Below are 16,773 nucleotides of genomic sequence, written 5' to 3'. Positions count from 1 at the left end.
AAAGACATAACGGATGCCCTTGTTCAACAGAAAAAAGACCGCAGGGTCGCAACCCTGCAGTCTCATTTCAATCCCTGTTACAACTTAAACCGTTCAATCATGCTTTGCAAATCTTCAGCCATACGTGACAATGCTGCCGAAGAAGCTGCAACCTCTTCCATTGTAGCCAACTGCTCTTGAGCCGCCGCTGATCCATCTTCCGTTCCAGAGGCAATTCTGTCCGACAGAACCATGGTATCACTTACTGCCTTGTTGACATGACTCATGCCACCATCAATTTGACGGGAAGCCGCAGATACTTCTCCAGCTTGTGCAGCCACCAACTGAACCGCAGTACGAATGTTATGGAACGCTTCGCCCGCTTCTGTAACCATCTGCGAACTCTTCACCATACCTTCTCCCGTACGGGCAAAAGTCGATTGCACCGCATTGGTTTTCTCCTGCATCTCATGCATAAGCTCATTAATCCGCTCGGCTGAAGCGCCTGAACTGTGAGCCAGTGTCTTCACTTCGTTGGCTACAACCGCGAATCCACGCCCTTGTTCGCCAGCTCTTGAAGCTTCAATGGACGCATTCAAAGCAAGAATGTTGGTCTGCTTGGCAATGGCCGTAATCTCGGCCACAATCACAAGAATCTCTTCATTTTTCGCGCGCAGATCCTCAATGACCACAGACATGGCTTTGCTCTCGTCATTCACTTGCTGAATATGGGTAACCGCTTCTTCCACGGTAACCATACCCGCTTCCGACTTGGTGGAAGCATCCAGAGCGATACGAGCGGTGTCTTCAGCACTTGATGAGATCTCTTTGACTCCAATGGACATTTCGCCCACGAGTTGACCTGTAGCAGCAAGACTATTGTTCTGCAAAGTCGTTCCTGCAGCTGCATCCTGCATCAGTTCGGCCACCTGTTCTGTGGCTTTGGATGTCTGCTCAGAACTTGCCATCAGCTCTTCAGAAGATGCGGCCAGCTGGCTGGACGTATCATGTACCTCTCCAAGAACATTGCGCAGTGATGTCGTCATCGTATCGAAGCTTTCCCCAAGTTGTCCGAACTCATCCCGGCGCTGCAAACCTACCCGAACGGTGAGATCTCCTGCGCTTACTTTGGATGCTGCCTGAGTTAGTTGCAGCAATGGCCGGTGTATGCTGCGGATAATGAAAATAAGCAGAATCAACCCAATAACCAATGCAGATGCCACAATTGTAATTGAACGGATCAAAATAGGTCTTACGGCTTCACTTGCTTCAGAAGGAACCATCTCACCAACAATTTTCCAACCTGTCACCGGATTCGTGAAATACACAGCTTCCACTTCGTGACCATCATATGTATACTTCACCGTTCCGCTTTCCTTCGTATACATCTCATTAATGTAGCTTTCATCCGACTGTGTACCGGATTCAATATTGTAGTGGAACAGGAATTTACCCCCGTTATCCAGCATGTACAGTTTTCCTTCTTTACCAATACGTATCTGATCAACGGATTCTTTCAGATGATTGAGACTGACATTGGCTCCGAATACCCCTTTGCCGTCAGCCAGCTTGACCGCTGCGGTCACAACCCATTCGCCCGTCGAAGCCGACTGGAACGTATCCGAGATTACCGGTTCATCCTGGGACATACCCATCGTATACCATGAACGTTCTCGAGGATCATAATTCTGTTCCTCGGATTCAGGGGACTTCATCCAGCTACCATCTTCGGCACCTGCGGTAAGTACACCCAGTTCCTTATGATTCTGAGACATCCGATCCATCTGCCTTTGCAGCGCAGGGGATTTATTAATAATATCGTTTGAAGTAATACCCGCAGCCATCTGCGCTGCGTTATCCTTCTCCATATCGAGCATTTGATTTATCTGCAGACTAAGCATTTCTGTTTTGGCCTGTGCGGAACGAATAATCTCCATTTTAACCTGGTCAGCAGCTTTTTGATAAGACAACCATCCCACGGTAATGCTCGGTACTATCAGGAACAGGAGCAATGCAGCAATCAGGCGTTTTTTTACGGTTAAAGTAAACCAATTTCGAATCCTTTTCTTCATTTTAACTATCCCCCATCATAATCTTCACCCATCCTTTTATCGGACAATCGCTGTAAAAATATTATGTATAGATACTAAATTAGTACAAATTTAATTTAAATGATCTGATCAGATGATATGGATTATATCCGCTTAATCGTTTTGACCCTCTACGCGAGATCGTTTACAATGCTCATAAGCTGGCTATTCATGAAACGATTGGAAGGAGAGGATTCAAATCTTACGCAAGTCAAATGAAAGACAACGTATTTCCACGTTATATTCATCCATGTTCCGCATTCTGTTAGCGCTCATCCTGTGCGCAGGCCCGATTCTGGGACAAGCTGGTATTACGGCATCCGCAGCGCAAGCGACGCAAGCAGTTCACATTGAAGTGAATGGTGAGCAACAATCCTGGAAGAACGCACCACTTATAATCAAAGGCTCAACGTTTGTTCCACTACGGGATGTGGTCACATCGGTTAAAGGCACGTTGAAATGGGATAATCGCACCAAGACGGCTACCATTACCGTTGGCAGAGACAAGCTGATCCATCAGGCTGGCAGCAATTCCATTAAGGTAAACAAGGTCGATCTGGCTACAGGTGTGAATTCACGTACCGTTAACGGTACGTTGATGGTACCTGTCCGGGCTATGGCTAATGCAATCAAGGCCGATATCAAAGTCCAACGTACAGCTACAGGTCAGATGAGTGTGAATATGGTAACCGATCAAGTCAGCCTACTGAACAGCGAGGTTGCCAGCGTTGATACGTATCTGCGCGAGATCAACTATCCAGGTATGGCTCTGATCGCGCGTGATGGTGAAGTTCTGCTAAGACAAGGCTACGGACTTGCCGATGAACAGACGCTGAATCGCCCGGATCAGAAGACCCGAATCGCATCGCTGAGCAAATCCTTCACGGCCGCGTCCATTCTGAGTCTGGTTGAGGATGGTAAGATTAATGTGCAAGATCCAATCTCCAAGTATATCTCTGGTATACCAAAGGGAGATCAGATCACGCTGCATATGCTGTTATCCCAGACTTCAGGTCTGCCATCCGCATTTGGTCGGGGTGAAGGAACTTCTATGGAAGAGACTGTAGAAGAGATTCGTCACAAAACGCTGAAATTCGAACCGGGGAGTGCCTATCTGTACAGCAACAGCGGTTATGTTTTGCTCGCATACGTCGTTGAACAGGTATCTGGCATGAGTTATGCCGACTACGTGCAACAGACGATACTGAAACCACTTGGTATGAAAAATTCGGGAGAGGCCTCCCGTAAAGTGCATACGATTAGTGGTTTTGTTCAAGAAAATAACGCATGGGTAACTGCGCCTTACTATGTGTCTCAATCCGGTTCAGGAACCATCTATTCCACGGTGGACGATATGCTGAAATGGGATCGTGCGCTCTATACAGACAAGATTCTAAGCCAGGATACGATTGAACAGATGTATGAGCCTTATTCTGATAAAAACTATGGCTACGCCTGGATTCTCAAAGAGAATGGCGCAAACCGTACCGTCTTCCATAACGGTAGTGGTGGCGGGTTTGCCACAGCCTTTTCACGTAATCTGTCCGATGATATCACGATTATCCTGCTCGGCAACCATGCAGGTATGGACATGACTTCACTTTTGGATGAAGTTGAGGCCAAAACAGCAGCAGCACTGCAATTGCAATAATCCATAATTAATCGTTTATACAGAGCAAAGAGACGGTCCTTTAAAGGATCGTCTCTTTGCTCTGTATATGTTTTCATTTTAACGACTCACACTTCCGTATAAGCTCAGCCCACAATCCAGCTCTTCTTCATCCTGCAAAAGGCAGATTAACTCATATTCTTATCACTGCCTAGGAGACATCCGCTCTTTCATCATCTGTCTGCTTTAATGTTACAGGAAGTTTCCCCGCAAAAGGAATGCGCCCCATCAGCGCCTGAGCGACGCTATCCATGGCAAGTGGCCGGCTCTCGTAAGCCGCTACATAGACCTGGGCATCCGGAAGCGCCAGCAGATCATAGGGGCTTCGCAATGCCACAACAGCCAGTGGTTTACCCAATTGCTGTATCCAACCAATCAGCCTGCACTGTGGATCGCCGGAGGGGCTTCCCGCATTGTAGGTTCCCACCACAATCTGCCGAATGTCATCTGCTTCCGCTGCCTGAAGCAGACGGGCGGAACGAATGGCGACTTCCTCGGGTGTGACCGTCAGATCGACAATATCCAGACCATAAATGGATAAGGCTGAGCCCAAGGTAAACGTCTGAGTCAACTGTTCGTCGGCAATTGTCGTCACGGACGTGGCAACCGTTATGACCAGCGTGCGTTCCGGCTTCAAAGGCAGCATATTCAGCTGATCGCGCACCAGTGTGACACTATTCTCGCTAATACGGCGGGCAACCTCTTGGTGTAAAGAACTGTTGCGCTCCGACCAATTGGATAGAGCAGGAGCGTTTGATGCCTTTGGCAATGATGCATTCGATACTACAATATTCACTTCATCATCACCTGCACCGCCCATTCCACTCTCCAGCAAACCACGCTTCGCCTTGTACATCAACAAGCGATTCACCGACTCATCAATACGTCTCTCGCTAATCCGCCCGCTCCTCACAGCTGCTAACAACGCTTCAAATGCCTCTGCCTGAAGCTTAGCCGTATGGCTAATTAACACCAGATCTGCCCCGGCCTCTACCGCCATTACGGCTGCATCGACAGTGCCATAGTTCACGGCAATAGCATCCATCTCCATGCAATCTGTCACGATCATGCCCTCATAACCCAGTTCCTGGCGAAGCAGACCACTTAATACGGTTTGTGATAGCGTTACGGGCAGACGCTCTGGTTCCAGTGCAGGGAAATAAATATGCGCCGACATCATGGCATCGACACCTTCGGCGATAGCCGCTCGGAATGGAATCAACTCCAGGCGCTCTACCCGTTCACGATTATGAGTGATGATCGGGAGGTCCAGATGGGAATCGGTATCCGTATCCCCATGCCCCGGGAAATGCTTGGCTGTCGCTGCAATCCCAGCGTCCTGTATTCCCGCAATGGTTCTGGCCCCATATTCTGCAACCGATTGTGGAGATTCCCCGAATGATCGCACACCGATGACCGGATTGGCCGCGTTATTGTTTACATCCAATACCGGAGCAAAGTTCATGTTAATGCCCATGGACTTCAGCTCCAACCCACTGATATATGCCGCCTGATACGCATCGTCAATGGAACCGGCAGCGGCAATGGCCATTGGTCCAGGCATCAAGGTTATCCCTTCGGTAATTCGAGCAACCATGCCGCCCTCCTGATCAATGGATATCCAGAGCGGCACATTACCGCTGCTTTTGGCAATCTGTTGTAGCCCTAACGATAACCGCTCTACCTGCTCTGGCGACTCAACGTTGCGCGCAAAATAGATTACGCCACCGATGGGATACTTTCGGAGAAAGGGTTCCACATCGCCAGCAGCTTCAGTGCCATGAAAGCCGCAAAGCAGCATTTGCCCGACTTTCTCACGCAAGGTCATCTGTTTCAGCTTCAACTGGTATAACTCTTTTGGCTCACTCATTTCATACCTCCCTCCGATACAAAACATCCGTTCATGGATATAACAAAAATGGCTTTCGCCGCTCCTTCCATTCCGCTGCCTGTACATTCCACGCTTCCATTAAACGAACAAACTCCGCGCGGTCATGAATGGTTTCCCTGACTGCCTTCCCTCCTGCCAGCAGGTCGATAAAGTACCTCGAACCCGGCTCCGGTGGCTCCAGCCAGCAGAATTGCTCCGGATAGAGTGAAACCAGTTCATGCAAAAGCACCAACCCTGTCTCTACCGCCCGGAATTTCCTGCTGTCCGTTACAAAAATCCTTACGCCACCACACAATTCACCTGCGTATTTGGAGAATGTTGGCGACATGTACACTGGATGCACATGCACACCTTCCAGCCTGTATTCCCGAAATCGTTCCGCCAAACGTTCACCCTCAACCCAAGGTGCCCCTATCCACTCGAATGGGCGAGTCGCGCCCCTTCCCTCCGATACATTAGTGCCTTCGAACAGGCACGTACCCGCATATACCCGCACACTATCCAGCGTGGGCATATTGGGAGAGGGTAACATCCAGGGAAGCCCACAATCCGCAAACTCCATGGAGCGCTGCCATCCTTCCATGGCAACCACGTCCAATTCGCAAGGTACATCCATCTCGCTGTTGACCATCAGGGCGAGTTCACCTACCGTCAATCCGGTACGTACAGGTACACGCCAAGCGCCAACGAGTGATTCATACCCCGCGTTCAGCACACCGCCTTCCACAACGTTTCCACCCAGCGGATTGGGACGGTCCAGAATCAGCATACGTTTGCCTGCTCCAGCGCAGACCTCCATCATATGGAACAGGGTTGAGGCATACGTGTAATAACGAACGCCCACGTCCTGAATGTCAAACAGGACCGTATCAACTCCAGCCAGCATTGCAGGCGTAGGTTTCTTGTAATCTCCATACAGGCTGAACACCGGAATGTCCAGACGCGGATGAATCATGTCCCCGAATCTGACACCCGCCTGAAGCTCTCCATACAGTCCGTGCTCACAGGCATAGAGCGCTGTAAGCTCGGTATTAGCCAGTCCGGCACACACATCTATTGTCGATACAAAATCCGCTGTAATACCAGTCGGGTTTGTAATTAGACCGATTCGATTACCCGTTATCCATGGATGCGATAACCCTCTGGACAGAAGATCAACTCCCGTTTTTACAGCCGGGATCTGCTCGGTCTCATTCAACTGACCCATCACACATTCCCCTGGCTTATCCAGCCTGTTTGCTGGTGATCATTACCGCCTGTTACGACAGGCTCTTCTTCAGGCTCCAGCACATTAAGAGCAACCTTATGCTGATAGATGGCAAACATACCTCCAAACAGCGCTCCGAAACCAACGACAGTCAGCATCAGCAGCGCAGTCAGGCACATGGCCTGAAAACAAGCGCCCATCGTGTACCCCGGGTGACGGAAGAACAGCTTTACACTTTCCCCCATCGCTTGAACGATGCCCATGTTTTTTTGTAAAACAAGCTGCCAGGTATAGAACTGTGACATCAGCGCCATGAGAACAAAGAACGTCTGGAATACACCCACTGCTGTACCTGTAATTCCACCCTGTCCACCGTAATACCACCAGGTTGACCATAGAATGAAGCCAAGCACTGCGAAAAGCACACCCACCAATCCTCCCGGAATTATTCCCTTCAATGTTCCGACCCAGATATCCTTAAACCCATTGCGCCGTTCCTTACGCTCCAATCTGTGATGCACGGCATAACAAACACCGAACAGGATGGGCATATATATCAAGGCCAGAAGCAGCACCGCGATCGGCAACGGAGCAAACATCAGAATGGGAACCAGTACGATGGAGCTAACGACACTGTACAAGGCCACCGGAATAATATCCCGATAGATTTCTGCGCCCGACTTGATCAACACTTCACTCAACTTACGCATCTTCACCCTCCCCTTTCTCACCGTTCCTTCTTCACCAGGCCTCGTCTTTTACTCCCGTCCAATCGCAAGCTCCGTTTCTGGATCGAAAAAGTGTGCCTTACGTAAGTCCAACACAAACTTTTTGTCCATACCTACATAAGCATGTGTTTCGGGGTGAACCTTGGCCGTAACGGTACGGGCACCGGAATGGAAGTACACCAAATTCTCGGAGCCCAGATGCTCTACAACCTGAACTCGCGCCTGCAGCATATGGTCTGTCGGGATGTTCGGAGCGACATCATCACCAAAAATATGTTCTGGACGCAGACCCATAATCACCGGCTTGCCTTGATGACTCTGAAGACGAGCAAGTACATCTGCTGGCAAGGTGAATGATGCTCCCTCGATGACAACCTGCGTGCCTTCAATCCGTGCATCAATGAAGTTCATCGCCGGGGAACCAATAAATCCGGCAACAAACATATTTCGCGGACTCGCATACAGCTCTTTTGGTGAAGCCACCTGCTGGATATCTCCATGATTCATGACCACGATACGTTCCCCAAGTGTCATGGCTTCTACCTGGTCATGCGTCACGTACACAATCGTGGCACCGAGACGTTTATGCAGTTCACCCAACTCCACCCGCATCTGTACCCGCAACTTGGCATCCAGATTGGACAGTGGTTCGTCGAATAAAAACACCTGCGGATCGCGGACGATCGCCCGGCCCACCGCAACACGCTGGCGCTGACCACCAGACAGCTCGCGTGGTTTGCGCTCCAGCATCGCTTCCAGTCCAAGAATGGAGGCCGCATTCTGCACCTGTTCATCAATATAGGACTTTGGCTTTTTCAGATTTTTCAGGCCAAAGGAAAGATTCTCACGGATGGTCATATGCGGATAAAGTGCATAATCCTGAAACACCATCGCGATATCCCGATCCTTCGGATGCAGATCGTTAACAAGCCGGTCACCGATCACAATATCACCGCTCGTTTGTTTTTCAAGTCCGGCAATCATCCGCAGTGACGTTGTCTTGCCACAGCCCGAAGGACCCACAAACACTACGAATTCCTTATCTTCTATAACAAAGTCCGAGCCGGCCACAGCCGTGAACGTTCCTTTATGATCGTCTTTGAATTCTTTGCGCACTTGGCGAAACTCCACGCGTGCCATAGGTAGATCCCCCTTTACATTGTCGCTTGTCCTGAACTAACAGTTAACCTTTAACCGCACCGATCGTAATGCCCTGCAGGAAGTAACGTTGCAGTGAGAAAAACAGAATAATCATTGGCAGCGCACCTATTGTTGCCCCTGCCATCATTGCGCCGAAGTCCGTTGATTCGGCAAATACAAACGAGGCCAACCCCACCTGAATGGTACGCATCTCGTTGGAATTGGTAATGAGGAACGGCCAGAAGAATTCGTTCCACGAAGCCACAAACGTGAATATCGCCAGCACCGCGATTCCCGGCTTTGCCATCGGCAGAATGACTTTCCAGAAGATACCGAACTCGCTGCATGCATCGATACGCGCCGCATGGATCAGCGATGTGGGCAGCGTGGACATAAACTGTTTCATCAAGAATATGTTCCCTACGCTAACGGCAGCAGGCAGAATAATGGCCGTATACGTATCCCCCAAGTCAAACACGTTGACCATCAGAATGTACAAAGGAATCAGCGTCACTTGTGCCGGGATCATCATTGTCCCAAGCAACGTCCAGAATACCGCCTGACTACCCGGAAACTTCAGTTTGGCGAACGCATATCCCGCCAGGGAGGCGAAGAATACATTTGTTACGGTCAGAATGATCGAGATGAGCAGCGAATTGTACAGCCAGCGCCAGGCATCAGTTTTGGCAAAAAAGCGCTCATATGGTGATAATGACAGCTGCTCTGGAATCATCTGTGGTTTAAACGAAGCCGACATCGCACTATCCTGCACCGAACCAACGAGCATCCAATACATCGGAATGACCGTCACCAGCGCCCAGACCACCAGCAGAATGGATGCAACAACGAGCAGGATCTTTTTCTGTGTTGATTTCATGGATTTCATTCACCCCCGGATGCTTAATGCAATGTGCTCTAATAGCACGTGTTTTGAACTACCTCTAATACTCAATATCGCTGGAGAAATATTTGAACTGAATGACGGAGATGACAATGATGATAATCGCCAGTACGAACGACTGAGCCGAAGCCAATCCGAACTCATAGAACTTGAATGCCGTCTCGTAGATCAGATAAGCGATTGTAGTTGTCGCAAAGTTCGGTCCACCCTGTGTCATCAGATATACCGAGATAAACACCTGGAAGGATGTAATGACACCCGTGACGAGCAGATACAGCGTAGTTGGTTTGAGCAGCGGCCATGTAATCTTGCTGAACTGGGTCCAGCCGCTGGCATGATCAATATCCGCCGCTTCATACAGCGATTTCGGAATACCACCCATGGCTGCCAGATACAGAATAATGCCCACTCCGTGTGATCCGAGCCAGTTCATTAGAATGAGGGAAAAAAGTGCCGTTCCCGACTGGCCCAACCAAATCACCGGATCAAGGCCAAACAAGCCGAGAAAACGGTTGAGCAGCCCCGAATCGGTAGGATCAAAGATTGCCAGCCATACAATGGAGATGGTTACCCCGGAGGCTACCGCAGGCAGATACATGGTAGCTTTGAAAAAAGTCTGCCATTTAGTTTTCATTTGATAGATGAAATAAGACAGTACAAATGTAATGAGAATATTGACCGGGACTGTGCCTACGGTGAAGATCACTGTATTTTTAATCGACTTCCAGAACGTCTCATCCTTCACTAAACGCTCGTAGTTATCCAATCCAACCCACGTTGAGTTCATAATGTTGTATTTCTGGAAGCTCATCACAAGAGCCGTCAGAACAGGATACAGTGTGAAAATGAGAAACAGCAGGACAGGCGCCAAAATAAACAAATACGCCCACCCGTAGTCTCGCCAAAACCGGGCAACCCGGGAAGTCCGAGGCACGGACGGTTTTGGCGCAAGGGCGGTCTGCATGGCGAATCCTCCTCTCCTAATCAGTGTGGTTTTACGTTATGTTTGATTGTCCGAGTTATTGTCCAAACATCTGCTTGCCTTTGCTCTTGAAGTCTTCTGCGATCTGCTCTGGTGATTTTTCTCCCGAGAACAGCGCCTGGATGTTTGGCTTCACAACCTGTTCCTTGAATTGTTTTTGCTGGGATGCTTTGTCGATATCCAGTTCCAGTACAACCGGCATCGCGATATTCTCTGCCATGACTTTTGCAGCAGCCAGATTATCCGGTTGACCAAGTTCTTTTCCTTTAAACAGTTCCACTTGGGACTGTCTTACGAATGGAAGTGCCAGTTCATTGGCCGAGTTCCCTGCTTTGGCACCACTAAGCGCCTCCATCACAAGGAACGTATTTTTGGCATGCTGTTCGCCTTTGTCCTTCTTCTGTTTGAAGGCTACATACCCTTCGCCGCCCATCGTTGTGGCCGCAGGTTGATCATCATTATGTGGTACAGGCAACAGGACAAAATCAATCTTCTCTCCTTGCACCTTGCCATCATCGATGTCCTTGTTGCGGTTCTGAATCATCACATCATAATAAGGAATCGCTTTGGAGATAATCGCCGTTTCCCCCGCGTAGAACATATCCGTCCGTTTCGCTGGAGCGAGAGCCGCCGTTTCCTTCGGCATATACCCTTGATCCATCAGGTTTTTGATAAAAGAGAGAGTATCCAGAATGCGACCATCATTCCATTGGAACGTGCCGTCTTTATCAAGAACATCGATCATCCCGTTGTTACGAGACAGCATTTCAATGAAGTCAAGCGAGGTTCCGTCGGTAACCAGTGCATATTGCTTGGCCCCGCCATCCAACGTTTTGGTCAGCTTGGCAGCAGCATCGTTGAATTCGGACCAGGTCCAGCCATTTTGCTGAATGGACTTCCAATCAATGCCCGCTTCCTCCAGAATACGTTTGTTACCACCCCAAGCCCATTGGAATTGATACAACGGCAGTCCGTACTGTTTCCCCTGAATCTGGCCTAAATCCAGCGTACCTGGCAGGTAGTCGTCCTTGATCTCAGGTGTCAGGTAGCTGTCCAGCTCAAGTGCCAATCCCGTATTCACATATGTGCCGTCTACGCTATGAAAATAAAGATCCGGCGGGTTACCTGCGTTCAGAGCGACATCGAATTTTTTGGGCCCTTCCGCCCAGGAGAGCATTTCCGTCTTCACGGTAATGTTCGGGTGTTCTTTATTGAAATCAGAGATTAGATCCTTCAGTTCATCTTCATATGTGCCATGTACAGGATAGGTCCATACCGTTACCGTATCATCGGCATTCGGGTCATCCGAAGCAGCACCTCCGCTATTCCCACAAGCTGTAACCCAGACCATCATCAACAACATTGCCCATACCAGACCCTTCTTTTTCATCCCTTCATCTCCTTAGCATGTCATCATCCGATTCTTTCATTGCCTAACCATGCTACCCCTTTGTGATCGTTCGGCCTTCAAACGCCATCCACCTATACACGCGGCAGTAAGGAAAAGCACCTCCCCTGTAGATTGGGCCTGCCAGTCGCAGGCTAAATCTCTTAAATGCAATATTAACGTCAACTTAATTGACATTAACAGTATTAATTCCTTCCAAAATTGTAGATTGAATTCATTATATGAGTTGTAAAATAAAAATTCAACATTATTTTTTGTTATAAAATTTAATTTTACTTTTTCTTTTCATCCAACTATACTATGTAAAAAGAAAACCAAAGCAAGCGAGGTGAGCCACTTTGCCAGTGTATGTAGGCGTAGATGGAGGCGGTACCAATACTGATGCAGCAATCATTTCTGAATCTGGTGAAATTCTCGCCCGACTCAGCGGCGGCCCCACGAATCCTCACAGCGTATCAACTGAACAGGCCATTTCCGAACTGCAACGAGTGCTGGAACAGCTATTTAATCTAATAAGTGATTTATCGACAAATTGTGAGGGTATATGCCTTGGTATGTCAGGTGTAGATACGATCCAAGAGCGGCAACTTATAGCCAAAGCAGTAAATAACTATATGAAGAGTCGTAATCGACAGGCATCAGAAGGTTGTCCAGTCTGGGTTGTATCCGAAGGAGAGATTGCTCTGATGGCCTCTCTCGGACATACGCACGGTGTATTATGCATCTCTGGAACAGGGTCCATCGTGTACGGATTTACGCGGGAAGGCGAGCGATACCGTGCAGGAGGCTGGGGTCACCTGCTCGGAGATGAGGGGAGCGGCTATCGTATTGGGCAGCGTGCACTCCAAGTGGTTATGCAGAGTTATGACGGTGTTCTTCCTCCAACCCGTTTAACCCCGCTTCTTCTAAAGAAACTGAACCTTCGGGATATATCGGAGCTAAAGACACGGGTGTATCAGACGGATTGGGGCAAAACCGAGACCGCATCCATCGCCCGCTTAGCTATAGAAGCAGCTAAACTCGGAGATGAGGCCGCCCGGGCACTGATCATCGACGAAGCCTCCCAATTGGCGGATACCGCCAAGGCGCTGATTGCCCGTCATCGGGAATTTGCATCCACTCAGGTTGTCCTGTCCGGATCACTTTTTCGATACGCTGCACTTTTCCGAAATACATTTATTCAGAAGTTATCGGGATATTATGGAGAGTTGGACTTTGTATATCGTGAAGATGCCCCCGCTCCAGCGGTTGGCGCAGCACAACTGGCAAGAAAACGCTGTTCCCTGAATGAATCATTTTAAAAGAGAGAAGGAGGCCATACAGATGAATCACATGCTGAATTCACTAATAACAGAACAACCCAATCCACTAACGGATCATATAGATGAATTGCCTTCGGCAGAAATTATGGAGCTAATTAATAAGGAAGATCAACGGATTGCGGAGCTCATTCAGCCCCTAATTCCGGTCATTGCTCAGGCTGCGGATCGGATCTTGAAGGCGTTTCAGTCTGGCGGCAGGCTTTTTTATGTAGGCGCAGGTACCAGTGGACGATTAGGAATACTTGACGCTTCGGAATGCCCGCCTACCTACGGAACCCCGCCCTCCATGGTGCAGGGTATTATTGCAGGGGGATTCCGGGCAGTGAAGGACCCGGTTGAAGGTGCTGAAGATAATGAGGAGTTGGGAGCTGCGGACCTTGATGAACATGGCTTAGACAAAAACGATGTCGTGGTTGGCATTGCAGCCAGTGGACGAACGCCGTATGTGCTGGGTGCGATGAGACACGCCAAGGAGATCGGGGCTACGGTGATCAGCCTGAGTAATAATGCAGGCACGCCGATGACCCTGTTGGCTGATGTGAGCATTGAGGCTGTTGTCGGCCCAGAGGTTGTCATGGGTTCAACACGTATGAAGGCAGGCAGCGCCCAGAAAATGATTCTGAACATGCTCACCACTACCGCCATGATTCGTCTGGGCAAGGTTTACCGTAATTTCATGGTTGATCTGAACCCTTCGAACGAGAAGCTTGTCCATCGTGCCAAACGCATGATCCATCTGGCAACCGGAGCGAATGAAGCCGATATTGAAGAGGCTTTTACCGGTGCAGACGGTCATGTAAAAACGGCAATCGTCATGCTCATGGCAGGCGTGGACGCAACAGAAGCCCAGCACAGGCTTGATCTGGCTGACGGATTTGTCCGCAGCGCCATTGCGGGGCCTTCCTGAGCCGTACAGTGGGATATTTCTAGAGGTTGAAAGAGAGGAGCCCGATATTAGTCTGGGCTCTTTTTTTGATTTTTTTATACTAAAAGCGGATATAATCGTCAAAAAATCCCCTCCTGCATAATCAGAAAGGGATTCATATGGTTCTATTTCACTTGTGCTCCAGAATAGCCTGTCGACTCTTCTCCAAATACTCCACCGACTGGTTGTAATCCCGACTGGCAATCGCTAGATACAAAATATCGATCACGTTCAGCTGTGCAATCCGTGACGAAGTTGCTCCGCTCCGAATATCACTTTCGGTGGAAGTAATCATCAGGGGTACATCCGCCATACTACTGAGTGTATTGCTGCCCCACTTGGTAATGCTGATTGTCGCTGCACCGCCATCATGAGCATGCTTGAGACAGGAGATTACGTTCGACGTCTCCCCTGAATACGAGATACATACAACCGCATCATCCTCACGAAGCGTCGTTGCGGACGAAATCTGCATATGCGGATCGGCGAACGAAAAGCTTGTGCGATTGATTCGCATGAACTTGTAATGTGCATCCAGCGCAATCAGGTTGGAGGCCCCTACTCCATAGAAAAAGATCCGATTCGCCTGATGAAGCACGTCCACAGCTTTTTCTACCAGACGTGGGTCCAGAATATGAACCGTGTCCTTCACCGACTGAATATTGTTTGCGGACACATGCTGAATAATGCTCTCCATGGAGTCCTGGGGACGAATCTCCGTATATTGATATGGCTCACTCGTCTGCAAATCTCCGGCAATCTTCAGCTTCAGCTCCTGAAAACCCGTTACACCCAGTGATTTGCAGAGACGGATAATGGCAGCTGGGCTGCCTCCACTCCGTTCAGACAACTGGGCCACCGAGGATTGAACAGTTTCTTGCGGGTGATCGAGAATATAAGCTCCGATCTTCCGTTCGGACGGAGTCAAGTCATCCATTAATGCGCGTAAACGCACAAGTCCACCTTTCATGCCTTCCATTCGCTCCTCCTTTCCGTACTGCATTCATGTACAAGCATTTTATCTTATAATTCCACTCGCGTCTAATCGAATTCCTCGCCCTTCCATAACTGAACTCATGTTAAATTCAGGCCTCACTAGAGTGTGAGATTGCCCGAGATTACGGCGTTTTTCGCGCCGGTTACTGCCGGAAGTGTATTGGTTCTTCCCATAAGTGCCTCATGGCCAAGTAAAGCAAATCCAATGGCTTCCCGAGCATCATCGGGTATACCATAATCTGCCGTTCGTTCCAAACGGATATCCTTCGGTAGTCTCTGACGGATCATCTCCATCAACGTGGCATTGGAAGTGCCACCACCGCACGCGAGCATGGCCGATATTTGCACCTTGGGCAGAATAAAATCCTTCACTGCACGCACGATGGTTTCCGCGGTCAGACAGGTGGCAGTAGCCAGCGTATCTTCAAGGGATAAGGAACGCGCTGCGGCCATCTCCATCAGTCTCACTGCATACGCGGCTCCATATACTTCTCGCCCGGTACTTTTCGGCGGAATTCTTTTGAAATACTCATCCTCCAAACACAGTTCTACCAGACGCTGATCGACCTTTCCCTGTGCGGCAATACTTCCACTCGGATCATAATGCTGCCGCCCATCCGTTGCCTGCCGCACAATGGCGTCCATCACCATATTGCCCGGTCCCGTATCAAATGCCGAAATACCTTCGGTAGATGACTCAGAGGGAAGCACCGTCACATTGCCAATGCCACCGATATTCTGCACCAGCCGTCCTTCCGTCGGGCTACGGAACATCAGAGCATCCGCATAAGGCGTAAGCGGGGCACCTTCCCCACCAGCGGCCATATCCCTTGCACGCAAGTTACCAATCACTGGCAGTCCTGTCCGTTCTCGAACGACAGCACATTCACCGATCTGCAATGTCGATACCACATCAATACTGGCTCCCGTTGGCCCTGGAAATGCAGAGGCTACAGGAGCATGCCATACCGTCTGTCCATGCATGCTAATCACATCCACCTGCTGCGTTGAGATACCGGCAGACCGCATCAGTTCCGTAACGCTATGCGCATACCACTCCGATACACCAAAATGCGCGGCTGTCAGCTCGTCGACACGCGCCGTCCCCGGTGAACATAACCGGATCAGTACGTCTCTCAATCCATTCGAATACGGCACACAGACGAAATCAACCAGCTCGATCTGCTGTATTGCCCTGCTCATATCGGTTTGAATACGCACCAGTGCCGCATCTGTTCCATCAAGTGACGTTCCTGACATTAGTCCGATGACCAGATGCTCCTGCTTCAAACGATACTTCTCCCACATCGGATAGCTGCCTGTATCCATCCACTTCCAACCTCCTGCAAGACCCGATGAACACGTCATCCTGCCATAATTTCACCCAGTATATGATATTAAATTTCACAAGTCAAACATTATATGAAATTTAATTACATTATTGAAAATAAAAAGAGAGATATTCATCCCATTTGCGATCACACATCACGTTTTCCTCCATCAATTGATAATTAGATATCAGAAGAGAAACATTT

13 protein-coding genes are annotated in these 16,773 nt (G+C 49.3%); 3 read left to right on the top strand and 10 right to left on the bottom strand.

What is annotated here, in order from left to right; all coding sequences use genetic code 11:
* Positions 1-77: 77 nt before the first annotated feature.
* Positions 78-2,051 carry a methyl-accepting chemotaxis protein gene (locus BLS69_RS26330; protein ID WP_091038039.1) on the bottom strand — a complete coding sequence of 658 codons (1,974 nt, stop codon included), beginning with the start codon at positions 2,049-2,051 and terminating at the stop codon, positions 78-80.
* Positions 2,052-2,319: 268 nt separating this feature from the next.
* Here BLS69_RS26330 and BLS69_RS26325 point away from each other — a divergent pair, with 268 nt between their 5' ends.
* The gene (locus BLS69_RS26325; protein WP_091038037.1) at positions 2,320-3,720 is read left to right on the top strand and encodes a serine hydrolase domain-containing protein; all 1,401 of its coding nucleotides are present in this window, start codon (positions 2,320-2,322) and stop codon (positions 3,718-3,720) included.
* Between the two features lie 169 nt (positions 3,721-3,889).
* Here the strand turns inward: BLS69_RS26325 and nagZ are convergent, their stop codons facing one another.
* The 7 genes from nagZ to BLS69_RS26290 form a co-directional block, all read right to left on the bottom strand.
* Positions 3,890-5,608 (bottom strand): beta-N-acetylhexosaminidase, encoded by a 1,719-nt coding sequence (nagZ, locus tag BLS69_RS26320; RefSeq protein WP_091038035.1) that lies wholly within the window; start codon positions 5,606-5,608, stop codon positions 3,890-3,892.
* Positions 5,609-5,639: 31 nt separating this feature from the next.
* Positions 5,640-6,836 (bottom strand): exo-beta-N-acetylmuramidase NamZ family protein, encoded by a 1,197-nt coding sequence (locus BLS69_RS26315; RefSeq protein WP_091038034.1) that lies wholly within the window; start codon positions 6,834-6,836, stop codon positions 5,640-5,642.
* A complete protein-coding gene (locus BLS69_RS26310) occupies positions 6,836-7,546 on the bottom strand; it encodes a hypothetical protein (protein ID WP_091038033.1) in 711 nt (236 codons plus the stop codon). Before BLS69_RS26310 ends, BLS69_RS26315 begins: the two co-directional genes overlap by 1 nt.
* A gap of 48 nt (positions 7,547-7,594) precedes the next feature.
* Positions 7,595-8,704 carry an ABC transporter ATP-binding protein gene (locus BLS69_RS26305; protein ID WP_091038031.1) on the bottom strand — a complete coding sequence of 370 codons (1,110 nt, stop codon included), beginning with the start codon at positions 8,702-8,704 and terminating at the stop codon, positions 7,595-7,597.
* Between the two features lie 43 nt (positions 8,705-8,747).
* Complete coding sequence (locus tag BLS69_RS26300; protein ID WP_017691096.1) at positions 8,748-9,581, bottom strand: carbohydrate ABC transporter permease; 834 nt, start codon at positions 9,579-9,581, stop codon at positions 8,748-8,750.
* A gap of 64 nt (positions 9,582-9,645) precedes the next feature.
* On the bottom strand, positions 9,646-10,569 hold the full coding sequence (locus BLS69_RS26295) for a carbohydrate ABC transporter permease (RefSeq protein ID WP_091038029.1): 924 nt from the start codon (positions 10,567-10,569) through the stop codon (positions 9,646-9,648).
* A 55-nt stretch (positions 10,570-10,624) separates the two neighbouring features.
* Positions 10,625-11,977 (bottom strand): ABC transporter substrate-binding protein, encoded by a 1,353-nt coding sequence (locus BLS69_RS26290; RefSeq protein ID WP_091038027.1) that lies wholly within the window; start codon positions 11,975-11,977, stop codon positions 10,625-10,627.
* A 362-nt stretch (positions 11,978-12,339) separates the two neighbouring features.
* On the opposite strand from BLS69_RS26290, the gene BLS69_RS26285 reads away from it, so the two are divergent.
* Both BLS69_RS26285 and murQ read left to right on the top strand, forming a co-directional pair.
* On the top strand, positions 12,340-13,296 hold the full coding sequence (locus tag BLS69_RS26285; RefSeq protein ID WP_256332436.1) for an N-acetylglucosamine kinase: 957 nt from the start codon (positions 12,340-12,342) through the stop codon (positions 13,294-13,296).
* Between the two features lie 22 nt (positions 13,297-13,318).
* Positions 13,319-14,224 (top strand): N-acetylmuramic acid 6-phosphate etherase, encoded by a 906-nt coding sequence (murQ, locus tag BLS69_RS26280; RefSeq protein ID WP_091038024.1) that lies wholly within the window; start codon positions 13,319-13,321, stop codon positions 14,222-14,224.
* Positions 14,225-14,372: 148 nt separating this feature from the next.
* Here murQ and BLS69_RS26275 read toward each other — a convergent pair whose 3' ends face one another.
* Together BLS69_RS26275 and BLS69_RS26270 are read right to left on the bottom strand one after the other, a co-directional pair.
* Positions 14,373-15,212 (bottom strand): MurR/RpiR family transcriptional regulator, encoded by an 840-nt coding sequence (locus tag BLS69_RS26275; protein ID WP_036616797.1) that lies wholly within the window; start codon positions 15,210-15,212, stop codon positions 14,373-14,375.
* Positions 15,213-15,337: 125 nt separating this feature from the next.
* Entirely contained in the window at positions 15,338-16,567 is a 1,230-nt protein-coding gene (locus BLS69_RS26270) for an anhydro-N-acetylmuramic acid kinase (protein ID WP_091038023.1), read from the bottom strand.
* Between the last annotated feature and the right edge of the window lie 206 nt (positions 16,568-16,773).

It is taken from the genome of Paenibacillus sp. CF095, assembly GCF_900101225.1.
Lineage (GTDB): Bacteria > Bacillota > Bacilli > Paenibacillales > Paenibacillaceae > Paenibacillus.
This window is presented reverse-complemented; position numbering and strand designations above follow the sequence as displayed.